23 protein-coding genes are annotated in these 23993 nt (G+C 58.6%); 9 read left to right on the plus strand and 14 right to left on the minus strand.

Features of this window, described 5'->3' with window-relative positions; genetic code table 11:
- Nucleotides 1–133 precede the first annotated feature (133 nt).
- Complete coding sequence (locus ELY25_RS08195; protein WP_126950777.1) at nt 134–562, plus strand: MerR family transcriptional regulator; 429 nt, start codon at nt 134–136, stop codon at nt 560–562.
- A complete protein-coding gene (locus ELY25_RS08200) occupies nt 559–3105 on the plus strand; it encodes a heavy metal translocating P-type ATPase (protein WP_185856237.1) in 2547 nt (848 codons plus the stop codon). The genes ELY25_RS08195 and ELY25_RS08200 overlap by 4 nt, the downstream gene beginning before the upstream one ends.
- Before the next feature lie 84 nt (nt 3106–3189).
- On the opposite strand, the gene ELY25_RS08205 is transcribed toward ELY25_RS08200, so the two are convergent.
- From ELY25_RS08205 to ELY25_RS08255, 11 genes are all read right to left on the minus strand, one after another.
- A complete protein-coding gene (locus tag ELY25_RS08205; RefSeq protein ID WP_126950778.1) occupies nt 3190–3807 on the minus strand; it encodes a YitT family protein in 618 nt (205 codons plus the stop codon).
- A gap of 44 nt (nt 3808–3851) precedes the next feature.
- The gene (locus ELY25_RS08210) at nt 3852–5654 is read right to left on the minus strand and encodes a single-stranded-DNA-specific exonuclease RecJ (RefSeq protein ID WP_236995674.1); all 1803 of its coding nucleotides are present in this window, start codon (nt 5652–5654) and stop codon (nt 3852–3854) included.
- A gap of 15 nt (nt 5655–5669) precedes the next feature.
- Nucleotides 5670–7058 (minus strand): threonine synthase, encoded by a 1389-nt coding sequence (gene thrC, locus ELY25_RS08215; protein WP_126950779.1) that lies wholly within the window; start codon nt 7056–7058, stop codon nt 5670–5672.
- Between the two features lie 6 nt (nt 7059–7064).
- Nucleotides 7065–8381, minus strand: coding sequence for a homoserine dehydrogenase (locus ELY25_RS08220; RefSeq protein WP_126950780.1), 1317 nt, complete (start codon nt 8379–8381; stop codon nt 7065–7067).
- A 134-nt stretch (nt 8382–8515) separates the two neighbouring features.
- Nucleotides 8516–9307, minus strand: a complete 792-nt coding sequence (locus ELY25_RS08225; RefSeq protein WP_126950781.1) for a DsbC family protein — start codon at nt 9305–9307, stop codon at nt 8516–8518.
- A complete protein-coding gene (gene xerD / locus ELY25_RS08230) occupies nt 9282–10163 on the minus strand; it encodes a site-specific tyrosine recombinase XerD (RefSeq protein WP_126950782.1) in 882 nt (293 codons plus the stop codon). Before xerD ends, ELY25_RS08225 begins: the two co-directional genes overlap by 26 nt.
- 118 nt (nt 10164–10281) lie before the next feature.
- A complete protein-coding gene (gene rplS, locus ELY25_RS08235; protein ID WP_106375767.1) occupies nt 10282–10638 on the minus strand; it encodes a 50S ribosomal protein L19 in 357 nt (118 codons plus the stop codon).
- A 153-nt stretch (nt 10639–10791) separates the two neighbouring features.
- A complete protein-coding gene (gene trmD, locus ELY25_RS08240; RefSeq protein WP_126950842.1) occupies nt 10792–11553 on the minus strand; it encodes a tRNA (guanosine(37)-N1)-methyltransferase TrmD in 762 nt (253 codons plus the stop codon).
- Nucleotides 11554–11615: 62 nt separating this feature from the next.
- Nucleotides 11616–12161, minus strand: coding sequence for a ribosome maturation factor RimM (gene rimM, locus ELY25_RS08245; RefSeq protein ID WP_126950783.1), 546 nt, complete (start codon nt 12159–12161; stop codon nt 11616–11618).
- A gap of 40 nt (nt 12162–12201) precedes the next feature.
- Nucleotides 12202–12450: a 30S ribosomal protein S16 gene (gene rpsP, locus ELY25_RS08250; RefSeq protein ID WP_009724081.1), complete on the minus strand. Its 249-nt coding sequence runs from the start codon at nt 12448–12450 to the stop codon at nt 12202–12204.
- 349 nt (nt 12451–12799) lie between these two features.
- Nucleotides 12800–13783 carry a LacI family DNA-binding transcriptional regulator gene (locus tag ELY25_RS08255; protein ID WP_236995675.1) on the minus strand — a complete coding sequence of 328 codons (984 nt, stop codon included), beginning with the start codon at nt 13781–13783 and terminating at the stop codon, nt 12800–12802.
- A gap of 201 nt (nt 13784–13984) precedes the next feature.
- Between ELY25_RS08255 and ELY25_RS08260 the strand changes: the two genes are divergently transcribed.
- From ELY25_RS08260 to ELY25_RS08280, 5 genes are all read left to right on the plus strand, one after another.
- Entirely contained in the window at nt 13985–15025 is a 1041-nt protein-coding gene (locus ELY25_RS08260; RefSeq protein ID WP_126950785.1) for an ABC transporter ATP-binding protein, read from the plus strand.
- Nucleotides 15022–16155, plus strand: coding sequence for an extracellular solute-binding protein (locus ELY25_RS08265; protein ID WP_126950786.1), 1134 nt, complete (start codon nt 15022–15024; stop codon nt 16153–16155). Before ELY25_RS08260 ends, ELY25_RS08265 begins: the two co-directional genes overlap by 4 nt.
- Nucleotides 16156–16225: 70 nt before the next feature.
- Nucleotides 16226–17107, plus strand: coding sequence for an ABC transporter permease (locus ELY25_RS08270; protein ID WP_126950787.1), 882 nt, complete (start codon nt 16226–16228; stop codon nt 17105–17107).
- Entirely contained in the window at nt 17104–17916 is an 813-nt protein-coding gene (locus ELY25_RS08275; protein WP_126950788.1) for an ABC transporter permease, read from the plus strand. The genes ELY25_RS08270 and ELY25_RS08275 overlap by 4 nt, the downstream gene beginning before the upstream one ends.
- A gap of 22 nt (nt 17917–17938) precedes the next feature.
- Nucleotides 17939–18715 carry a metallophosphoesterase gene (locus ELY25_RS08280; protein ID WP_236995680.1) on the plus strand — a complete coding sequence of 259 codons (777 nt, stop codon included), beginning with the start codon at nt 17939–17941 and terminating at the stop codon, nt 18713–18715.
- 72 nt (nt 18716–18787) lie between these two features.
- Here ELY25_RS08280 and ffh read toward each other — a convergent pair whose 3' ends face one another.
- Nucleotides 18788–20212 (minus strand): signal recognition particle protein, encoded by a 1425-nt coding sequence (gene ffh, locus ELY25_RS08285; protein WP_126950790.1) that lies wholly within the window; start codon nt 20210–20212, stop codon nt 18788–18790.
- Between the two features lie 209 nt (nt 20213–20421).
- Between ffh and ELY25_RS08290 the strand changes: the two genes are divergently transcribed.
- Both ELY25_RS08290 and ELY25_RS08295 read left to right on the plus strand, forming a co-directional pair.
- Entirely contained in the window at nt 20422–21219 is a 798-nt protein-coding gene (locus tag ELY25_RS08290) for a cytochrome C assembly family protein (protein ID WP_126950791.1), read from the plus strand.
- Between the two features lie 86 nt (nt 21220–21305).
- Complete coding sequence (locus ELY25_RS08295; protein ID WP_126950792.1) at nt 21306–22583, plus strand: HlyC/CorC family transporter; 1278 nt, start codon at nt 21306–21308, stop codon at nt 22581–22583.
- On the opposite strand, the gene ELY25_RS08300 is transcribed toward ELY25_RS08295, so the two are convergent.
- Both ELY25_RS08300 and ELY25_RS08305 read right to left on the minus strand, forming a co-directional pair.
- Nucleotides 22580–23197, minus strand: a complete 618-nt coding sequence (locus ELY25_RS08300; protein WP_126950843.1) for a 1-acyl-sn-glycerol-3-phosphate acyltransferase — start codon at nt 23195–23197, stop codon at nt 22580–22582. The genes ELY25_RS08295 and ELY25_RS08300 overlap by 4 nt on opposite strands.
- Before the next feature lie 53 nt (nt 23198–23250).
- Nucleotides 23251–23865: a TetR/AcrR family transcriptional regulator gene (locus ELY25_RS08305; protein WP_126950793.1), complete on the minus strand. Its 615-nt coding sequence runs from the start codon at nt 23863–23865 to the stop codon at nt 23251–23253.
- Nucleotides 23866–23993: the final 128 nt, after the last annotated feature.

Here is a 23993-nt window from a genome sequence, read left to right on the forward strand (position 1 = left end):
CGCACTATCGTTTTAAATCTTTGTTTTAGTCGTTTTAAGTCTTTTTCAGCGCTTCTTTAAGCCTCCCGCCTTGACCTATGTGTAACCCATAGGTTTTACACTTACCCTCATTCCCGGCGATAGGAAGAGTGTGATGAAAGTCAGCGAGCTTGCCAAGCGCGGCGGTGTAACGGCCGAGACAGTACGCCACTACACGCGCGAAGGTTTACTTTCCCCCCGGCGCCACCCGGATAACGGCTATCAGCTTTTTTCAAGCACCGACCTTGAGCGGCTGCACTTTATTCAGCGGGCGCGCAAGCTAGGGTTTAGCGTGGCCGAAATACACGACATTCTTCTGCACGCCGACCAGGGCGACTCGCCCTGCCCACTGGTGCGCGACCTGCTGGCTACCCGCCTGCCGCAAATTCGCGCGCGTATTGCCGAGCTTGAGGCCTTGGCCCAACGTATGGAGCAGGCGCTGGAGAGCTGGCAGCACATGCCGGACGGTACGCCGGATGGACATAGCCTGTGCCGCCTTATCGAAAGTTTTCCCGATGAGTCGTCTCCTCAGGAGGCCTTATGAACACCATCCGCGATTCGCGACGCGCCGTTTCACGCACCGTTCCCGGCATGAGCTGTCAGGGGTGTGTCAAACGCATGCGTGAGGCCATCCAAACCCAAGACCCCGCGGCCGAAGTGGAAGGTACCCCGGCTGAAAAGCGTTTAGCGGTTACCACCTATTTGAACGATGGGGCGCTGGATGCCGCGCTTGCCAAAGCGGGGTACCCAGCAAGCGATGAGTCTTCTGTGGCCCCGTCGCCTGAACCAGAGGTGCCGGATAGCGTCTCGCCCCCTACCAACGCCACGCCCCTTGAGCACGAAGCTACATCTCGCCAGCCCTCCGTGCGCCTTTCTATCAGCGGCATGACCTGCGCCAGCTGTGTCAAAAGCGTGCAAAACGCCCTGACGCATACCCCGGGTGTCGAGGCGGCCAGCGTCAACTTCGCTACTCATACCGCTCAGGTAGTGGGCAGTACCAAGCAGCAAGTCCTTATCGAAGCCGTGGCCAGCGCTGGCTATACCGCCGAGCCGATTGTGGATATGCGCGAAGCCGAACGCGTTCGTGCCGAGCAGGACGCCATGACCTACCGGCAGCGGCTGCGGGGCAGCGCCGTTTCGTTGGCGCTGGCCATTCCGCTAATGCTCAGCATGTTTATCTATCACCCTCACCCCATGGGCACAGGCCGTGTTTACTGGTTGGTGATTGGTCTGTTGACGCTCGGCGTGCTCGTGTTTCCAGGGCGCCACTTCTTTGTAAGCGCCTGGAAGAATGTTAAACGCCATCAGGCCAATATGGATACGTTGGTGGCCATGGGCACGGGTACCGCCTGGCTCTACTCCATGGTGGTTGTGCTGTTTGCCCCCTGGCTGCCCGAGGCGGCCCAGGGCATCTACTTTGAAGCCTCAGCTATGGTGATTGGGCTTATCTTGCTGGGTAACGCCATGGAGCTTCGCGCCCGCGGACGTACCAGCAATGCGTTAAAACGCCTGCTTGACCTGCAAAGCCGCACGGCGCGGGTGATTCGCGATGGCCTGGAGCAGGAAATTGACGTGGATGAGGTGCGTGAAGGTGACCATATCCGCGTGCGCCCCGGCGAGCGCCTGCCGGTTGACGGTGAGGTTACCGAAGGCCAGAGCCATATTGATGAATCCATGCTGACCGGCGAGCCGCTGGCAGTGCGCAAGCAAACGGGCGATGACGTCAGCGCAGGCACCGTGAATGGTAAAGGCGGGCTGGTTTACCTCGCCACACGGGTGGGGAGCGATACCCGACTTGGGCAAATCACCGAGCAGGTCGCCAGCGCCCAGAATTCTCGCCCGCCTATTGGCGAACTGGCGGACAAGGTATCGAGCATCTTTGTGCCTTCGGTAATGCTCATTGCCGTTCTGGCGGCATTGGTATGGTTCAACGTTGGTCCTGAGCCACGGGTTATTCATATGCTGGTCGCTGCGGCGACCGTACTGATCATCGCCTGCCCCTGTGCACTGGGCCTTGCCACGCCGATTTCCACCATGATTGGCGTGGGCAAGGCGGCCGAGCACGGCGTGCTGGTCAGAAACGGCGAGGCGCTGCAAACCGCAAGCAAACTTACTACGTTGGTGGTTGATAAAACCGGCACGCTTACCGAGGGCAAACCCAGCGTCACCGATGCGCAGATGTTCGGTGAGGATCAAGCCACTGTGCTGGGTTTGGTTCACGCCTTGGAACGCGGCTCTGAGCACCCGCTGGCGACAGCCCTGATAGCCTACGCAGAAGGCCAAGGCGCCGTGCCTGTCGAGATTCAGACGTTCGAAAGTGTGACCGGCGGCGGTGTGAAAGCAGAAACCCGCGACGGTAAAGCGCTGTTGTTGGGCAATGCGCGCCTGCTGGAAGAGGCCGGTGTGGATCTCAAGGCGGGCGAGCAACAGGCAAAGGCGCTTGAGGAGCAGGCCCGCACGCTGGTGTACCTGTCGCTGGATGGCAAGCTGATCGCCCTATTTGGGATTAGTGACGCGCTGCGCGCGGACGCCGCCGCGGCGGTCAAGCGCCTGCAGGAAGATGGCCTGAACGTGATCATGCTGACCGGGGATAACGCGCGCACCGCAGCCGCCATTGCCGATGAAGTGGGCATTACCACTTTCAAGGCGGGGCTGACGCCGAGTGACAAGCACGCCGAAATCGAGCGGCTGCAGCAGACAGGTGAAGTGGTCGGCATGGTGGGCGACGGTATCAACGATGCGCCTGCTCTTGCCCAGGCCGACGTCGGCTTTGCGATTGGTCAGGGCACTGATATCGCCATCGAGAGCGCGGGCATGACGCTGATGCGCGGCTCGCTTCATGGTGTGGCCTCAGCGATTGAAATCAGCCGTGCCACGCTTGCCAATATCAAGCAAAACCTAGTCGGCGCCTTCGGCTATAACGTGCTGGGTATCCCTATCGCCGCAGGGCTTCTATACCCGATGACCGGCATGCTGCTGTCACCCATTATCGCCGGGGTTGCCATGTCACTCTCTTCCATTACCGTGGTCAGCAACGCCAACCGCCTGCGACTATGGAGACCCACCCTGCAGGAGAAAACCCCATGAGCTTACTGGTGAATTTAGCCGGGCTTGGCCTGATGGCACTTATCGTAAGGTGGTTCTGGCTGAGCTAGGCGAAGGAAAGAGGGTCTAGCTTACGCCGATATAGCGTCCCGGCTTGTGATTGAGCGCAATGATCAGGTTAAGCGTGAGCGCGCCCAGCACCGAGTAGCCGACCCGGTCGAGCGGCAGCTGGGTGAGCGCGAGCAGCAGGATGACTCCGTCGATGCCTAGTTGTACGTAGCCGGCACGCAGGCCGTGGCGGTCCTGCAGGTAGAGCGCCAGAATGTTGATACCGCCAAGGCTTGTGCGGTGACGAAACAGCATCAACATGCCAATCCCCATTAGTGCCCCGCCCATTAACGCGGCATACAGTGACGGCACGCGCGCGAAGATCACCCAGCCTTGGGTCAGCTCGGAGAACAGCGACACCAGGCCAATGGCGATAAAGGTGCGCAGCGTGAAACTCCACCCCATGCGTTTGATCGCCAGATAATAAAACGGCAGGTTGATGGCAAAAAACCAGAACCCGAAACCCCACTGCGTAACGTAATTGAGCAGCAGTGCCAGACCTGCTGTGCTGCCCGTCAGCAGTACCGCCTGGGTATAGAAGGTGACGCCGAGCGCGACAAAAAATGTGCCCAGCAGCATAGCCATTACATCTTCGTAGGGGCGATGCGGGTCCTTGGGTAAATCTTCCACACGCATGGAGCGTCCTTACTCGGGTTTATTGAACTTGTAGAGAACCGGGACTAGACGGCGCTGGCATGCTCGACCATCAGTTGCAGAGACTCGCGGCCCCGCCAGCGATTGCGGTTGAGCTTGTAAGCGCAGTGCAGCGTATCGCCGATGGTGAACGCGGGCAACTCGCCCGGCGTCAGGGCTCGGAACCAGATCGCCTTGCAGGTGATGGCACCCATAGAGAGTTCCAGCATCAAGTGCGCACCATCGGCCCCTACCGGACGCAGCGCTTCGACGATAAAGCGTCCTTCAAATAGTGGAGCGTCAAACTCGCGGCCATAGGGGCCGAGCGCGTCTATCTCTTCAAGCGTGGCCAGTGAAAGCTGCGCGGTGGAAAGTTCGCCGTCTGTCCAGAGGCGCGGATAGAGCGCCCGCCCTTCCAACTGCTCGGCCACGGCCTGAAGAAAGGCCTGCTTGAAAGCGCCCAGCTGCTCGCGGGGAACACCTACCCCCGCTGCTCCGCTGTGCCCGCCAAAGCGCGGTAGCGCCTCAGGCGCAAGCTCAAAAGTACGCTGCAGCGCATCGCGCAGGTGCAGTCCATCTATTGAGCGCCCAGAGCCGGTCAACATATTGGGCGCGGCGGCCCGGGTGAGCACCAGCGCCGGCCGGCCGTAGGCCTGCACCAGGCGCGACGCCACAATGCCCTGAACGCCGGGATGACCATCTTCGAGTAACACCACCACGGCCGGCTCATCAGCCATCAGCGCACTGGCCGCCAGTGTGCGCGCCTCTTCAGCCATATCGGCTTCGATCGCCTTGCGCGACTGGTTATCCTGATCGAGCACTTCCAACTGCCGGTTGGCGACAGCGTCGCTTTCGGCCAGCATGAAGTGCAGCGCGGCGTAAGGGTCATCCAGCCGTGAGCGGGCGTTAATCCGTGGTCCCATCTGAAAAGCCAGGGTTTCGGCATTAAACGGCACGCTATCGGCGCCCAGACGTGCGGCCATGGCGCGCCAACAGGCGGCATCCATGCGATTGATCAGGGTCAACCCGTAGCTCACCACGGCACGGTTAGCCGGGCTGCCACCCAGTGAAACGCAATCCGCCACGGTGCCCAGCGCCACATACGAAAGCCAGGGCGAGAGCTTGGGTGTGGCACTGGGTAAGGCGCCCCACTCCACCAATACGCCACGCGCCAGCGACATTAAAAGCCAGGCGACCATACACCCGGCAATGGTTTTATCCGGGTAGGCGCAGTCATCACGCGTGGGGTTCACGCAGGCGTATGCCGAAGCGGGCGGGCCTTCCAGGGGCAGCGCATGGTGGTCACTGACCACCACGTCAATGCCTGCCGCTTTGAGTCGCGCGATACGCGGCTCGTCACTGCTTCCGCAGTCAGCGGTAATCACCAATGTTGGGAATGGCTTGAGTGCAAGCGTACGCTCAACCAGAGGCAAGCTGATCCCGTAGCCATCGTGAATACGGTGACCAATCAGGCTATGCAGCTTATGTTCGGGAACACCAAACAGCTCCACCAGGGTTCGCCGGATCACTACGTGGGAGGTAATACCGTCCACATCGTAATCGGTCAGGATGCCGATGGACTCCCCCTCGGCAACCGCCTGAGCGATACGCTCGGCAGCGCGTCGTCCGTCGGCAAGCTTTTCCGGGTGGGCCAAATAGCGCAGGCTGGGGGTGACCAGCGGCGCAAGCTCGCCTTCATAGCCAGGCAGCCGTGAGGCCAGAAGGCGCGCCTGAAGCTCGCTCAAGCCCTCTGCCTGGGCACGGGCATAGACAGCCTCGTCCAGTGGACGAGGCTCTAGCCTCAGCTGCGTTGAATGCTGAGGCGTAACGTGCTGAGAAACATCAGGCAAAGCGGCTATCCTGGGTTAACGGCGGTTATCCGCAACAAACTGTTGTACGGCACTTAGCTCAGCGGGCAACACCGTGTAGCGCTCCTCACGTTCCAGCAGGTCATCCATGTGCGTGGGTAGCGGCACGCCCTGGAACCCGGCTTTCACTACGGCTTCGGCAAACTTGGCCGGATGCGCGGTCGCCAGGGTAATCATCGGCGTGGTCTGATCCATGCGAGCCCTTTCGGCTGCCCGGTAACCGGTTGCGGTATGCGGGTCGAGCATTTCGCCGGTGCGGTGGTGCGCTTCGCGGATGACTTCCAAGATGGTCGCATCGTCTACACTAAAGCTTGAGAACATCTCGCGCAGCTTGGCAAGCGGAGCATCGGCAAGGGCCGTGGGCTCTTGCTGAAAACGCTCCAGCAATGCCGCCACAGCGGCTCCGTCACGCTCGTAAGCGTCAAACAGCAGGCGCTCGAAGTTCGACGACACCACGATGTCCATGGAGGGCGCGAGCGTTGCCTCAAGCTCCTTCTTGGAGAAGTCGTTGGCGGCTAGCGTCCGGTGGAGAATATCGTTGGCATTGGTGGCAATAATGAACTGCTTCACCGGCAGGCCCATCTTGTACGCCATGTAGCCTGCAAAGACGTTGCCGAAGTTGGCCGACGGTACGCAGAAGCTGACTTCGCGATGGGGCGCGCCCAGCGCCACGCCGGATGCCACGTAGTAGACAATCTGGGCCATGATGCGTGCCCAGTTGATCGAATTGACCGCGACCAGGCGCGTGCCATTCAGGAAGTCCTGGTTGGCAAAGCTTGCCTTGACCATCGCCTGGGCATCGTCAAAATTGCCCTCAATAGCGATGTTGAAGACGTTATCGGCCAGTACCGAGGTCATCTGACGACGCTGAACTTCGGATACCCGCTTGTGCGGATGCAAAATGAAGATATCCAGATTGTCGCAGTGGCGACACCCTTCAATCGCCGCTGACCCGGTATCACCCGAGGTCGCGCCCATGATCACCGCACGCTCGTTGCGTTTTTTCAGGAAGTGGTCAAGCAGACGACCAAGCAGCTGTAGCGCCACGTCCTTGAACGCCAGGGTCGGGCCATGAAACTGCTCAAGCAGAAAATGATTGGCATCCAGCTGCTTGAGCGGCACTACCGCATCGTGACTGAAAGTGGCGTAGGCCTCGGTCACGATGGTGCGGAAAGTGTCGTCGTCGATTTCACCGTTTACAAACGGCTTCATCACCCGAAAGGCGATCTCGGCGTAGGAGAGCCCGGCCATGCCGGCCAGATCCTCTTTAGACAGCGTGGGGATCTCTTCCGGGACGTAGAGGCCACCGTCACTGGCCATGCCGGTAAGTACCACTTCCTCAAAGGAGAGCGCAGGCGCCTGCCCACGCGTACTGATATAGCGCATATCGGGTTACTCCCCTTCGCTCAGGCTTTCCACGCGAATGCGTGTGACGGGCCCTGCGATATCGGCCATAGCTTCGATTTCGCGGATGGCTTCGTTCATCTGCTTCTCTTTAGTGCGATGGGTCAGCAGAATGATCGGCACCAGTTCGCCTTCAGTTGCCTCTTTCTGGATCAGCGCTTCAATGGAGATGCTCTGCTCGGCAAGAATCGTCGCTACACGCGCCAACACGCCAGGGCGATCCACGGCTAGAAGGCGCAGGTAGTAGGCCGTGGTGATATCTTCCATGGGCATGATCGGCAGCTGGCTGACGTCTTCGTCAATGCCGCTGAACGCCAGGTAAGGCACACGGTAATGATGGGCCGTGGTGATGTCACGAGCCACGTCCAGCACGTCAGCGACCACCGCCGAGGCCGTCGGCTCAGCACCGGCACCAGCGCCGTAGTAAAGCGTGGGGCCTACCGCATCCCCCATGACGGCAATGGCGTTTTTCACGCCGTGCACGTTGGCAAGCAGGCGCTCCTTGGGAATCAGCGTGGGATGAACGCGCAGCTCAAGCCCTTGGTCGGTACGCTTGGAAATGCCCAAATGCTTGATGACATAGCCCAGGTTATCGGCCTGTTCGACGTCTTCAGCGGTAATTCGTGAAATGCCTTCGGTGAAGGCTTTTTCAAACTGCAACGGCACGCCGTAGGCAATCGAGGCCAGAATGGTCAGCTTGTGCGCGGCATCGATGCCTTCCACGTCAAAGGTGGGGTCGGCTTCGGCGTAACCCAATGCCTGCGCTTCGGCAAGCACGTCTTCAAATGCCCGGCCCTCGTCGCGCATATGGGTCAAGATATAGTTGCCGGTGCCGTTGATGATACCGGCTACCCACTCGATACGGTTGGCCCCCAGGCCTTCACGCAACGACTTGATGACTGGGATACCGCCGGCAACAGCGGCTTCAAAGGCGACGATAACGCCCTTTTCATGAGCCGCCTTGAAGATTTCATTGCCGTGTACCGCAATCAGTGCCTTGTTGGCGGTAACCACGTGCTTGCCATTGGCAATCGCGGTGAGTACCAGCTCGCGGGCCATGTCGTAGCCGCCGATCAGCTCGATCAACACGTCAACGTTAGGGTTGGTGGCCACCTCAAACACGTCTGTGGTTGCATTAATACCGGTAATATCGCAGTCGGGGTGAATGCTACGGTGAGCGACTTGCTCAATCACAATAGGACGGCCCGCACGGCGTGCAATATCGTCAGCGTTGCGTGTCAACACGTTAAATGTGCCACCGCCAACCGTACCTAGCCCACAAATGCCTACTCTTACCGGTTTCAAAATACATCCCCTTTCGTGGTGGGCGCCTACCGCGCCCGGTCTTAAATTCAGTGTCTCAGCGTCACCGTTACTTAACGGCGCTTCTATGGGTGGTACCTGATTGAATCGTACCTAATGAGCTCATGCAGTCGTGCTTACGCGTCACCCAAGCCTAACATGGCGGCGAGCCTTTCTGGCGGTACATAGCCCGGCACCAGCTGGCCATTGGGTAGAATAATCGCCGGCGTTCCCTGAACCCCCAGCTCCATGCCCAGATTATACTGCTCGGCGACCGGATTATCGCAATCCGAAGGACCAGATAGCGCCTGGCGCTGCTGGGCACGGGTCATGGCTTCGCTGCGATTATCGGAACACCACGCCTGCTGCATTGAGGTTGCCGCATCGCTATTCATACCTGCCCGCGGGAACGCCAGGTAGTGTACCGCAATCCCACGCTCGTTAAGCTCGGGCACGGCCTCATGGAGCCGCTCACAGTACGGGCAGGTGGGATCGGTAAATACCACCACAGTGGCTTTTGGCTCATCCACACCTCGGTAGACAACGCGCTCGGACTCCGGAATGGCGGCAAGCGCGGCGACACGTTCCTGGTTTTTGGCCTGCTCGGTTAAATTGACCAGGCCATTAGCGGTATTCTCGAAAAGATCGCCGACCAGAAAATGGCTGCCATCGGCATTGGAGTAGAACGATTCGCCGCTTTCCAGGCGCACGTGATAAATACCGTCCATCGGTGTGGCATTCACCTGCTCTACAGGCATCGGCTGGCCGTTAACCTGGAGCGATTCGCGTAGTTGGTCGGCCGTGGCATCGGCGTACGCGGCGACAGGTAGAACACTTGCCATGGCGAGCGTGAATAAAACAGAGCGTAAAGAGGGGGTAACCATACGTTGGCGCATTCTTTCTTCAACCTCGCGGATGATGTTCGGCATGCAGGTTTTCCAAGCGCGCTTGGGCAACATGCGTATAAATTTGCGTCGTAGATAAATCGCTATGACCTAACAGCAGCTGTACGACCCGTAAATTGGCCCCATGATTCAATAAATGTGTCGCAAATGCATGCCGTAACGTATGCGGCGACAGCGGACGTGAAATTCCAGCGGTGATGGCATGGGCTTTTATACGGTGCCAGAAGGTTTGCCGGGTCATGGCTTTATCGCTGCGGCCCGGAAACAGCGCGGGCTTTGTCGGGTCGCTCATGAGTGCAGGCCTGGCCGTTTTCATATAGTGCGCAAGCCAATCCGCTGCCTCCTCGCCCATGGGCACCAGGCGGTCTTTATCGCCCTTACCACGTACACGTACCACGTTTTGGCGCAGGTTTACCGCATCGCCAGTCAGTGAAACAAGCTCCGATACGCGCAGCCCGCAGGCATAAAGCAGCTCCAGCATGGTGCGGTCGCGCACGCCCAGCGGCGTTGCGGTATCCGGCGCCATCAGCAGGCGCTCGACTTCCGCTTCGTCCAGCGTATTGGGCAGGCCCGGCATCACGCGCGGAAGCTTGACCTCGGCGAGCGGATCACTCACCACATGGCCCTGCAGGCGTGCCCAACGATAGAAACTGCGCAGCGTCGACAACAGCCGGGCATTACTGCGCAGCTGATAGCCATGCTCGCGCCGCGCCTCAAACCATGAGGCAAGCCGCTCAGGTGCAGGAGAGAGCAAGTCCTCCTCTTGCAATGCCAAATGCTGCTGCCAAGCCGTCAAATCACGCCGATAGGCCGCTAACGTATGGTCGCTTGCCCCCTGTTCCAACCACAGGGCATCCAAGAAGGCATCAATGACGCTCATACGCTAACGGCCTCTGAGTAATAGACGTACATAAACAAAACCCCGCCCCGCAAAGCGGTGACGGGGTCTGGTATCCAGGGCGCGGTCGAAAACAACGCACGCCCAAGAAAAACGGCGTTTAAGCCAGCTTTTCCTTGATACGCGCTGACTTACCGCTACGCTCACGCAGGTAGTACAGCTTGGCTTGACGCACGTCACCACGACGCTTGACTTCAAGAGAGTCAACCAGCGGGCTGTAGGTCTGGAAGGTACGCTCAACGCCAACACCGTGAGAAATTTTACGTACGGTGAAGGCGGAGTTCAGGCCACGGTTACGCTTACCGATAACCACACCTTCGAATGCCTGCAGACGCTCGCGGGTGCCTTCCTTAACTTTAACCTGAACGACGATGGTGTCGCCGGGAGCGAAAGAAGGGATCTCTTTACCCATCTGTTCGTTTTCGATCGCCTGGATCACCTTGTTCTTGCTGCTCATCTTCATGCTCCTAAATAACGTAATGGTTTGCCACGCAGTTGTGGAAGGGGCAAACCGTGATCCCGGCGCTCGAAACGAGCTTCGCGGGAGTCGTTATGGGTGACGCAGGTACGTAGGGTAAAAGCCCTTTCCGTCCTGCACCGCCGCTCTGAACTACCTGGCGGACAGAGCGTGTTCCTCGATAAACTCGTTTAGCAGCAGCTGCTGCTCGGCATTAAGCTCGCGTCCTTCCAGCAGGTCGGGGCGGCGCTGCCACGTACGGCCTAACGACTGCTTTAACCGCCAGCGCTTGATGGCTGCATGATTACCGCTTAGCAGCACATCCGGCACATGCTTCCCGTCTATAACTTCCGGACGGGTATAGTGCGGGCAGTCCAGCAGACCGTCGTTAAACGAGTCTTCGACAGCGGAGTCCTGATGTCCCAATACACCGGGAACCAGCCTTGCCGCCGCATCAATCAGCACCATGGCAGGCAGCTCACCGCCGCTCAACACATAGTCGCCAATCGACCATTCTTCATCGATGTCACTTTCCACCACACGCTCATCAATACCTTCATAGCGACCTGCCACCACCACAAGGGGGCCAGCAGCCGCTAATGCCTGAGCACCTTTTTGATCAAGCTTGCGCCCCTGGGGCGAAAGATAGATCACGGTAGGCACAAGGCCGGTCGCTTGATGCGCCCGCTCACGGGCTTCGTGGATAGCGCTACGTAGCGTATCGACTTTCATCAACATGCCAGGGCCACCGCCATAAGGGCGGTCATCCACGCTGCGATGACGGTCAGTGGCATAATCCCGCGGATTCCAGAACTCGAGTGAAATGCGCTGCTTCTCTATCGCCCGACCCACCACGCCTTGTTGCGTCAGGGCATCGAACATCTCGGGAAACAACGAAACCACACCGATCCACATTGCGGGCGCTTCCATGTTACTGCCAGTTCCCGCTGCTTGCGCGTCGGGAGTTGTGTCACTGTTCAAAACTCAGGATCCCAGTCAACGACCATACGGCCATCTTCAAGACTGATTTCAACAATCACATCATCAGGCAAAAACGGAAGTAGCCGCTCGCGTTTGTCGATTGCGTCCTCATCACCGCGAACCACCATGACATCGTTGGCGCCGGTTTCAAACAGGTAGCTTACCCGTCCCAACCGTTCGCCGGCTTGAGTGAAAACAGCCAGGCCTTCAAGCTCATGCCAGTAATACTCATCAGCTGCAAGCGCGGGCAGTGCACTCTTGGGCAGTACGATATCCGTTTGGGCCAGTGCTTCAGCCGCATCCCGGTCCTCCACGCCTTTCAATTGCACTACAAGGCCCTTGCCTTGCCGACGTCCCTGAATAATGGTCATGGGCGTCAGGGTTTCCCCCTTGCGCACCCACCATTCGGGGTAGTCCAGAATGCTGTCCATGGGGCTGGTGTAGGAATACACCTTGAGCCAACCTTTCACCCCGTGAGGGCTAGTCAGCTTGCCTAACACCACATGCGTGTCGTCAGTATGGCTTGTTTCTAAACGCGTCATCGACGACCTCAACTACAACATCAGACTCAAGCGAACAGGCTTAGGCCTGTTTACGCGCTTCTTTAACCAGCTCAGCAACACGACCAGACAGCTGGGCGCCTTGGCTCTGCCAGTGAGTAACACGCTCTAGATCAACGCGCAGACGCTCTTCCTGACCACGGGCAACCGGGTTGAAGAAGCCAATACGCTCGATGAAACGGCCGTCACGGGCGTTACGCGAGTCGGTAACAGTCAGGTGGTAAAAGGGACGCTTCTTGGCGCCACCACGTGCCAAACGAATGGTAACCATACGATAACTATCCTTCGGTTGAGGTTACGAGAGTGGAACATAGCGTAAATCGCTATCAGAACACTCATCATGCTGTTTTCTGGGTACCGCAATCGCTTATATAAGTAAGTGATTACTGGGTACTTTAAGCGCTTCAACGGTGGATATGACGGTGATGCTTGCGCATATATCCCCAACACCCACGCATGAAGAGGCCGCATTCTACGCAAATGTGCCCGGCTTGGAAAGCCTGACAGCCAGAAAACTCACATTACGTCAACCGCCGCATTCGCCTAACTGCGCCCCCTGGGGTACAAACAAGCCACTTTATATATAGGCGGTTGTCGACCGCGGCTATTGTTGACTGCAGTCAGGCACTGGCGCGCTCAATCAGCGTCACCCCCACTCTGACAACTTGTGTTGCACGGCCGGGAGTCTGCAGCCGGGCATCAAGCAGGCGCAGCGCCGCCAGCGCCGTCTCACGCACCGGATTGCGTACCGTGGTTAACGGGCAACGTCCCCAGGCGGCTCCCGGCACATCATCAAATCCGGTAATCGCCACCTCATCCGGCACCTTGATGCCCCGCTGCGCGGCCGCCTCGACCACACCCAGCGCCATGGCGTCATTGGCACACATGATGCCATCAAGTGCCAGACCAGCATCCAGCAGCCTTCCACCCTCTTCAACGCCGCTGTGCAGCGAGAAATCTCCCCGAAGCTGAGCCGTCAGTGCTAGCTCATGATGCGCCAGCGCCTGTTCGACACCTAGCTGGCGTTCCTGGTCAGAGAACGTATCCAGCGTACCGCCCAGCCAGGCGATACGCCTCCTGCCCTGTCGAACAAGCCGGTCAACCAGCAGGTGCATGCCTTTACTGTTATCACAACACACCGCGTCGGTTTCACTTTTCTCAAGCACCCGGCCGATCAACACAAGTGGCGCCCCCGAGGCGCGACACCGGTCCGCCACTTCCCGGCTGACCGAACCTGCAGCGACAATTGCACCATCCACTTGGTACGCCAACGCGTGGTCGAGTATTTCAGTCAGGCTGGCGTCCTTGAACATGGGTAACAGCAGCGGCTGATAGCCGTGAGCGCTTAATGCCTGGGCAAGATGCTCCAGAAGCCAGGCCTCGTAAGGTCTGGATATTTCGCCCACAACCACCGCAATCAGCCCGGTACGCTGTCCGGTCAACCCGCGGGCAATCAGATTGGGTCGATAGCCAAGCGTTTGTGCCACCGCCAGCACGTGCTCGCGTTTCTTCGCCGACACCGATGCCCCAGGCGTGAAAGCACGCGACACCATGGCGCGCGATACTCCGGCGGCTTTGGCGACATCATCGGCGGTTATGCGCACCGGTATGCCTCGCTGGCTCTAGCTTTTACATGCATGTTGTAGCGCTCTTTTAACCCGATAACGTCGTCATCCTAGCATCTCTTAATAGCCTTTAAAGCGTTTTAAAACAGACATCAAAGCGTCATGGAGGCACTCTAGGATTGTCTCATCACTATTTTGCACGCGCTTTCAAAAATAGCCAAAAGATCATGGAGCCAGTCGATGAGCACTGAAGCGCTTACCCTCAATAACGTGACGGTCGATCTCCGGCAACAACGCATTCTGGATGGCATCCATCTTGATGTGTCACCAGGAAGCTTTACCTGCCTGCTCGGGCCTTCGGGCTGCGGCAAGACCACGCTTTTGCGTGCCATTGCCGGCTTCACACCCTTGAGTCAGGGCGATATACGTCTAGGCGCCCGTTCGATTACCCATTTACCGCCGGAAAAGCGGCACACGGCGATGGTGTTCCAGTCCTATGCGCTATGGCCCCACATGAGCGTGGGCGACAATTTGGGCTACCCCCTGAAGCTGCGCGGCGTCCCCCGCGCCGAACGCAAACGTCGCATCGCTGCCATGCTTGAACGCCTGGAACTGGGAGGTTTCGAGAGCCGCGCGGTTACTCAGCTTTCCGGCGGACAGCGCCAGCGAATCGCGTTAGGCCGTGCCCTCATTATCGATCCACCGTTACTACTGCTGGACGAGCCGCTTTCCAATCTGGATGCCGCCATTCGGCGCAGCCTGCGCAGCGAACTGCGGCGTCTGCAAAAATCCTTGGGTATTACCACCATCATGGTGACTCACGATCAGGAAGAGGCCCTGCAGATGGCCGACCAGATAGTGCTGATGCGTGCGGGCAAGGTCATTCAAGTCGCCGCCCCACAAACGCTTTATCAGCAGCCGGCCGACCTTGGTGTGGCGCGTTTTCTGGGCGTCGACAACACCGTTACCCGCCATGAGCAGGATCCGACGGTGGGAAGCCGGGCCGCCACTTTCGGCTTTCGCACCCGCGATGCGCGTATCAACGAGCCCTTGCGCCCGGCAACGCTTACCCGCAAGGGCCGTGTCACGGAGTGCGTGTACACCGGTGACGGCTATCAAATCTCGCTGGATACAAACGAGGCCGAACTCTTCGCCACAGCCAACTCGCCTATTGCACTGGGTACCTTTGCCGTTCTTCAGGTGCCCGAATCGGCTCTGATTCCCTTCGGGCCGGATGACCGGCACCTGCCGCCACTTGATCGACACGAGGATATCGCATGAAACCCCTAGCCCTTACGCTTAGCCTGATGGCCAGTGCTATCACCGCACCCACCATGGCCGCTACAACGCTTAACGTGTTTACAGCGGGCGATGACAACATGGTCGAGTACATCAACGAATTTCTCGCCCCGCGCTTTGAGGCCGAACACCCGGACGTTCGCGTTCGCGCCCTCGGCACCGGCCCGGGGGACGCCGGTAGCCAGGCCATTTATGAAACCTTGAGTGCCCAGCGCGAAAACGAAACCTGGGGCGTGGACGTGGCGGTCATTCACCAGCGCATGGCCGGACAAATGACTCAAGAGGGCCTTTTGAGCCGCTATACGGCGGATCTTGAAACCGGTCCGTTGGCGAGCGCTGACAGCGCGCGCAATGCTCTGGGCGTGGATGTAGAGGGCTATGTAATGCCCATGTTCCAGAGCCAGATTGCCGTCGCCTATAACCCGGCCCTTCTGGAACAGCCGCCGGAAAGCTATCAAGCGCTTGCCGAGTGGGTCAAAGAGCATCCAGGGCAGTTTGGTTATAACGGCATTACTGGCGGCATGGCGGGTGTGGGCTTTGTATTTGGCTGGATGTACGCCTTTACCGACATGGTGGAGACGCTCCAAAATGGCCCCTGGGAAGAAGACGCTCCTGAGCGTTGGACAGCGGCGCTCGATCAGCTGCGCACCTTCAACCAGCACGTCACCATGACACCCGGCAATGCGGGCACCATGGACGCCATGAACCGTGGCGAAATCGCCATGGGGCCGGTGTGGATGGATATGTACTACACCTGGATGGCCGATGGCCGCTTGAACCCTGACTTTCGCCTGATGCTGCTGGAACCCGGCATGCCGGGTCAGCCGATGTACTACGTGATTCCCGAACGCGCCGAGCATGCTGAGCTTGCCGCTGAATTCATCGCTCTGGCCACCAGCCCCGAGGTTCAGGCGGAAGGCATCGTGGGCCGATTCAACTGGTTCCCCGGCATTGATGCCGAGCACGTGCGCGATGAGCTAAGCGACACTCAGTGGGCGCAGCTCTATTCGGACGTGACGCCCGAGACACTTGCCGAGCGTGGTTTGTCCATGCCACAAGCCGACTACTTCCGCGCCATTCTGGAAGCCTACGAAAGCCATGTCAGCCATTAAATGACAAGGCACAACTCGCGATGACCCATTTTGGAGGGCCTTGTGCCCTCCTTTATTACGGAAGGTCTTCATGACGACGTCGTCCTCTCAAGTCCACTCACTGGCTGTACCGAACAGACGCCTGCCCCGGATAAGCCTGGGCATGCTGCTTGTCCTGCCTGCGCTAACGGCCATTTTGTTGCTGTATGCACTGCCCCTGGCCCGTTCGCTGGTTACCGCCTTTCGCGATAGCAGCGGCGCCTGGACCACCGACCATGTGGTACGCGCGTTTTCACTTTATGGCCGCGACATGTTGTTCTCAGTGGGCGTGGTCTCGGTGTCGCTTGCGCTCATCGCGGCCATTTCCATAGCAATTTCGGGTTATTTGGTGCTGGGCGCGACCCCTTGGGCGGTGCGCCTGTTGCGCTGGCTTTACCGCTGGCCGCTGTTTATTCCCTTTGTGGTCACAGGGCAGATTGCCCGCTCGTTTCTGGCCACCAACGGCATGATGAATAACGTGCTGGTGGAAACGGGGCTGATGGCGTCCAGCAGTGCCCAGAGCTTTCTTGACTGGCGGGGCCTGGTACTTACGTTCGCCTGGAAGCAGGTCCCGTTTGTCACACTACTGCTGGCGGGCGCCATGGCGGCCGTTGACCGCAGCCATATTGAAGCCGCGCGCAATGCAGGCGCCAACCGCCTGCGCTGTCTGTTCGAGATTGTATTGCCCCAAGCAGCCCCTTCACTTTGGGTGGGACTGATTCTATCGCTGGTCGCCATGCTCTCGGTGCTATCCGTGCCGATGATGCTGATTTCAGGCAACCCCACCATGATGACGGCGATGATGGCCCACCGCATTACCTACTACGGTGACTACGGCATCGCCAACGCCCTGGGGCTTTTCTCCTACGCTCTGACCGCCGTAACGGCGTGGGTTTACCTGCGCCTGACCCTTCGCCGGGAGGCTACTGCATGACAATTTCCAAGCTGCTTACCCCACTTGGCCTGGGCGTTGTACTGGGCCTGGTCGCGTTTATCGTGTTTGGGCCGCTGTTGAACCTTGTTATGTGGGCATTCGCCGAACAGTGGTTCTACCCGAACCGGCTGCCCACGGGCTGGGGATTCTCCTTCTGGGAGCGCGTGTTCCGCCCCCGCGCAGGCGCCTGGACCTCGCTTTTCAATACTGTGCTGGTGGCCTGCTCGGCCGTGCTGCTTTCCATGGCGCTAGCCATTCCTGCAGGTTATGCCCTGGCCCGCCAGGCGCTGCCCGCGCGCAGCGTCATCATGTTGCTGTTTCTTCTACCCCAGGCGTTTCCCAACCTGCCGATCTTCGTCAATATTGCGGCAATTTTTTACCAGTGGGGGCTTAACGGCACGCTGGTGGGCGTGGTGCTGGTTCATTCTCTACCCGGACTTGTGTATGCCGTGTGGATTACCACCGCGGCGTTTTCTGCGGTGGACCGCTCTCTTGAAGAAGCCGCGCGCAACCTGGGCGCCTCGCCCCTGCGCAGCTTTACCGACATCACTCTGCCCCAGGCCCTGCCTGGCTTGCTGGCCGCATCAATTTTCGTATTTCTCGACAGTATCGATGAGTTCACCGGCACCTTCTTCGTGGGGGCGCCTGAAATCACCACGCTGCCGCTTTTAATGTTCAATGCTTCCATGGGCGGCAACTATCAGGTCGCCGCGATTACCGCTCTGATTCTGCTGATTCCTTCAGTAGGTTTCATGCTGGTAATCGAGCGTTTCCTGAAAGCCGACGTGCTGGCGCGCGTTGGCCGCTAGAGGCTAGCTTCACTTTTTGAGTATGACGTTAATGCTGATTGCCCATTTATCCGACCTGCACCTTTATACAGAGCGCTCCGAAACCGGTCAGGCGCCCGCCAATATCCGCTATATCGTTGAGGGGATTGTAAGTGACCTTCTTGGTTTACAGCCCCAGCCGGACCTGGTGGTGATCAGCGGCGATCTGGCCGACGGAGGAACCGAAGAGGACTACCTGCTGATCCGCCAGCTGTTGGCACCGCTTACCATGCCGATCATGGCCGTGCCAGGGAATCATGACAGGCGAGAGGCAATGCGCCTTGGGCTGGGCGATCGGCTTACAGGATTGCAGGAGGGAAAATTTCTGCACTCAAGGGTGGATGCCGATGGTGTAACGTTATTGGGCTTGGATTCGGTCATCGTCGGGCAGCCTCAGGGGGCGCTGTGCAGCAAACGATTGGATTGGCTGGAGGGCGAGCTTCGAAAGACACAGCCACTTACCTTTCTGGTTATGCATCACCCGCCTTTCATGACGGGCAACCCCCACTGGGACGCTTACAGTTTAATTGAGGGCCGGGAGCGTTTTAGGCAAATTATTGACGCTTCGCCCAAACGCATCCTGTGCGGGCATATCCACCAACCCCTGCATATCCAATGGGGCCTGCACTACGGAGCCATTGCCGGCAGCCCGGCGTTCCAGTACAACCTGGTGCCCGGCAGCAAGGCGGCGCCTGCTGAAAACCAGGTGGCCTACTCCTACCCGCTGCACCACTGCCAGCCGGACGGCAGCGTACTGGTTCACCTGCGCCATATAACGTAAAAGCCAGCACCGGAGGATGCTGGCTTTCATAGCGCGGGCCTTCTTGGCCCGCCACAGGGTATAAGCGTACGCTTAGCGCCAGGGTAAACCGCCCGGGCCACCCATACCGCCGCCGCCCATGCCGCCCATACCACCGGGGCCGCCTGGGCCACCGCCACCCATCATGCCGGACATGCCGCGCATCATTTTCTGCATGCCGCCTTTCTTGCCGGCTTTCTTCATCATTTTCTGCATCTGCTTGTGCTGCTTAAGCAGGCGGTTCAGATCGGGCACCTGCAGGCCAGCACCCGCGGCGATCCGGCGTTTGCGCGAACCATTAATGATATCCGGCGCGCGGCGCTCCTTGGGCGTCATGGAGTTGATCAGCGCTTCAAGCTTGCCCAGCTCCTTTTCAGGGCCAGGGCCCTGGGCCATCTCTGCCATCTGCCCCATGCCGGGCAACTTACCTAACAGACCGCCCATACCGCCCATTTTCTTGAGCTGCTGGAGCTGGTCGCGGAAGTCTTCAAGGTCAAAGCCATCGCCTTTTTTAACCTTGCTGGCAAGCTTGGCGGCCTTGTCCTTATCCACCGTGCGCTCGGCTTCCTCAATAAGCGACAGCATGTCGCCCATGCCAAGGATACGCGACGCCACGCGGTCCGGGTGGAAGGGCTCGAGCGCGTCGACCTTCTCGCCCACACCCATGAACTTGATTGGCTTGCCGGTAATGTGGCGCACCGACAGCGCCGCACCACCGCGCGCATCACCGTCGGCCTTGGTCAGGATAACCCCGGTCAGCGGTAGCGCATCGTGGAACGCTTTGGCCGTATTGACGGCGTCCTGGCCGGTCATCGCATCGACGACAAACAGCGTCTCGTGCGGTGAGATGGCCTTATGCAGCGCCTGGATTTCCGCCATCATGGCTTCGTCAATCGCCAGACGGCCAGCGGTATCCACCAGCACGACATCGTGGAACTGGATCTTGGCGTGCTTGATTGCCGCCTCGGCGATATCTACCGGCTTTTGGTCAGAGCGTGAGGGGAAGAAATCAACCTCGACTTCCTTGGCCAGCGTTTCCAGCTGATCGATTGCCGCAGGGCGGTAAACGTCTGCCGAGACGACCAACACCTTTTTCTTCTCGCGCTCGCGCAAGTAGCGGGCAAGCTTGGCCACCGAGGTGGTCTTACCCGCCCCCTGCAGACCAGCCATCAGCACGACCGCTGGCGAACCCTTGAGCGAGAGCCCTTCGTTGGCCTCGCCCATGATCGCCTCAAGCTCCTGCTGGACGATCTTGACGAACTGCTGGCCGGGCGACAGGCTCTTGGAAACTTCCTGCCCAACCGCCCGCTCGCGCACGCGTTCGATAAAGGCTTTGACTACCGGCAGCGCTACGTCGGCTTCAAGCAGCGCTTTGCGCACTTCGCGCAGGGTATCTTTGATATTGTCGTCGGTCAGGCGCGCCTGACCTTTGATCGACTTCAACGTCTGGGAAAGACGCTCACTGAGATTCTGGAACATGGGGCCTCTCTGCCTCCGTCGCTGTCGCCGGGCGCCTACGCCCCTGGACTGATGTGCATGGATTATACGCGCTCACGCCTTGAGTCTCCATGGCTGTCCGCGCGGGCTAACGATGGCTGTGCGATACGGCTTCGATTGGTTATAGTAGTCATACACTTTAGCTTGACTGTTTTTCACTGCAACGCGCGAAACGCGCGCACGGATCGCACATGCAGGCGCTGCCTTTCGCCACGATCGCTTTTGTACTTTATGTCGCTGCTGCCACCTGGCAGGGCATGACCCTTTTTCGCCGCGTGCCACCTCGTCAGGGAATGGTGCGCGTGCTCGGCGCGTTGGGGCTACTGCTGCACATTCCGGTAGTGGTCAAACTGATGGGCCAGACTCCTGGGTTTCTGCCGGGATTTTCGATCAGCGCGACCCTGTTTATGGCTGTTGCAGTCAATGTGCTGCTGGTTGCGAGCCTTTTCAAGCCGGTGCTCAATGCCAGCATCGTGCTATTTCCGCTGGCGGGTGTTGCGCTGATTACCACCACCTGGTTACCCAGCAATGCAAGCCATACCGGCTTGACACCGGGCATCCTGCTGCACGCCGTCAGTTCGGCGCTGGCCTTTGCCATGCTGGCTATTGCCGCCGTTCAAGCAATTCTCGTTGGCCTGCAAAATCAGGCGCTGCGCCATCATCATATTCGCGGCATTGTGCAGTCGCTACCACCCTTGACCACCATGGAGCGCGTACTGTTCGAGCTGGTATGGGCAGGCATTTTGCTGCTGACACTCTCGATCGTGAGCGGCTTTATCTTTCTGGATAATATTTTCGCGCAGCACTTGCTACATAAAACCGTACTATCGCTGGGCGCGTGGATTATCTTCACTATGCTACTGATAGGCCGTTACCGTTTCGGCTGGCGCGGCATGCGCGCCGTACGCTGGACGCTGGGCGGGTGTGCGCTACTGATTCTGGCTTACTTTGGCAGCAAGTTTGTGCTTGAGATTTTGCTCAATCGTTAAGATGTATACGCGGCCATGGTGGTCTTGACACACCACCCCCTAACTTCTACAAATCGTGCTTGATATGGCATAAAGGAATTTTCGACTTGAGCGACGACTTCCCTCTGGGGTTACTGTTCGGCCTGCTAGGCTTACTGGTACTACTGTCTGCCTTCTTCTCCAGCTCTGAAACCGGCATGATGTCGATCAACCGCTACCGTCTGAGCCATCAGGCCAACAGCGGTGACCGGCGCGCCAAACGGGTCATGCGCCTTCTGACCCGACCTGACCGCCTGATCGGCGTCATCCTGATCGGCAACAACTTCGTCAATAACCTGGCCGCCTCGATTGCCACCATCATCGCTATTCACTTTTTCGGCGATGTATCAGGACCGGCCATCTCGACAGCCCTTTTGACCATCACCATTTTGATTTTCGCCGAGGTCACGCCCAAGACCTACGCTGCGATCAAACCCGAGCGTATTGCCTACCCCACCTCCATGGCGCTGGAGCCGCTTTTAAAGCTGCTCTACCCACTGGTGTGGTTGGTCAACATGATCTCGAACGGCCTGCTCAGAATCCTCGGCGTAAAAAGCGTGGAGAACGGCGGCGATAACCTGACCCGGGACGAGCTACGCACCGTAGTGCACGAGGCGGGCACGCTGATTCCCTACCGCCACCGCGCGATGCTGCTGTCGATCCTGGACCTTGAGAACGTCACGGTAAACGACATCATGGTTCCGCGCCATGAAGTACTGGGAATCGATCTGGATGACTCGCTGGAAGATATTCTGACCCAAATCCGTACCAGTCAGCACACGCGCCTGCCGGTTTATAAAGGCGATATCAATAACATCATCGGCATGTTGCACCTGCGCAACGCCGCACGCTTTTTATCCCGCGCTGAAGTCACCAAGGCGGCCATTGTCCAGGAGGCTCGCGAACCCTACTTCATCCCTGAATCCACGCCGCTGCATACCCAGCTACTCAACTTTCAGAAGCAGAAGCGCCGTATCGGTATCGTGGTCGATGAGTATGGCGATGTCGAAGGGCTGGTGACGCTTGAGGATATTCTGGAAGAGATTGTCGGTGAATTCACCACGGACGTATCCGAAGATGATGAGATTCATCAGCAGGATGACGGCAGCCACGTCATTGAAGGTACGGCCAATATTCGTGAGATCAACAAGATGCTTAGCTGGCATCTACCTACCGATGGTCCAAAAACGCTGAATGGGCTGATTCTGGAACATCTTGAAGCATTTCCTGACGGACCTGCCTGTCTGCAGATCGGCAATACGCGCATGGAAATTCTCGAGATCCGCGAGAACCTGATTACTTCCGCCCGCTGCTGGCAAAAGATCCGCCTGCCTCGGCGCGTTTAATCAGGCTGATGGGTGTGGCCGATATCATTATCGGCTGCCGCCTTCAGCGTCCGCACCTGGCTTTCTAGGTAGCTGCGTAACGCCACCCCGCCTAGGTCTTGCATATCGATCGCGGGGCCAAAGTGCAGGCTGACCGGTGCCCGAAAGCGGCTTGGCCATTTCTTGAGCGCCTTGCCACCGTAGTGGGAGGTCCAGGACCCCCACAGCCCCGCCAGGCCAGCCGGGATAACCGGCACATCATCCCGCGCTAAAATCGTTTCCAGGCCGCGTCGAAACGCGTGAATTTCACCATTCGGAGTCAGGCGCCCTTCCGGGAACACCATGACCACCTCACCGTGCTGAAGCGCTCGGCTGACGTCATCCAACGTGCGGCGCAGGGCACCAGGGCTGCGGCGTTCGGATTCAATAGGTATTGCGCCGACCAGCTGAAACCACCACTTTAGGCCGGGCGAATCAAAAATCGGCTGATCCATTACAAACCGCAGAGGACGTGGGCTGGCGCCGCCCAACACCAAGGCATCCATAAAGCTGACATGGTTGCATACCACCAATGCCGCACCCTGCCGGGGAATATGGTGGCGGCCGTGGATGCGCAAGCGGTAGCACAGCCGCATGGCCAGGTAAATCAGGCCGCGCAGCACATGGCGAATTCCTTTTAACCACCATCTCACGTTGCAAGCCCCTGGTGCCGAAGACCCGCCAGTACCGTGCTTACCAATTGGTCCAACAGCTCATCCACTTTTAGTTGTTGCCCTTGCCAGTAGCCCAGGCGTTCGTTCAACCCTAATTGGACAAGCCCATGCACACTACCCCAGAGCGTACGACCGAGCCTGCGCGCCTCCAGATCATCCAGGCTTGGCTGATACTCTTTAAGCGACGTTTCCACTTGGGTAAACAGCGCTTCGATCAGGTCACTTTGGCGCTGATCGAGCTCACCTTCCTGGGCCAGGGGATAATCGAATAGAAGCTGCCAGCGGTAACAGTCTTGCTCAGCAAAATGCCAATATGCATGTGCTAGTGAGCGTAGCCAAGGCTCTGGAGCGTCCTCGGCAAGCGATGTGATGGTATGCTGCAAACCGGCCAATGTTTCGACATTGACGTGCTGCAACAAGTTGTTAAAGCTGCCATAAAGTTTCAGCAGCGTGCTGGGCGCACAGCCGACCTCTCTAGCCAAGGCGCGCAGTGATAAACCATGGACTGGCTGCTTTGCCAGCCAGTCATCACAAGCGCGCATGACCTGGGCATGGAGGGCATCGGGCGCATGCTGTCTAGGACGAGCCATGGCGATCTCTTCAGGTCAACGGCAAACAGGAAAGATTGCCCCACCGCGCTTTAGCGAGAGCGAGGGGTAATATAGGATACCTTACATCGAACACTGTTTTCGATACTAAAGCACCACATTTCATGCAT

It is taken from the genome of Vreelandella populi (assembly GCF_003989825.1).
Classification (GTDB): Bacteria; Pseudomonadota; Gammaproteobacteria; order Pseudomonadales; family Halomonadaceae; genus Vreelandella; species Vreelandella populi.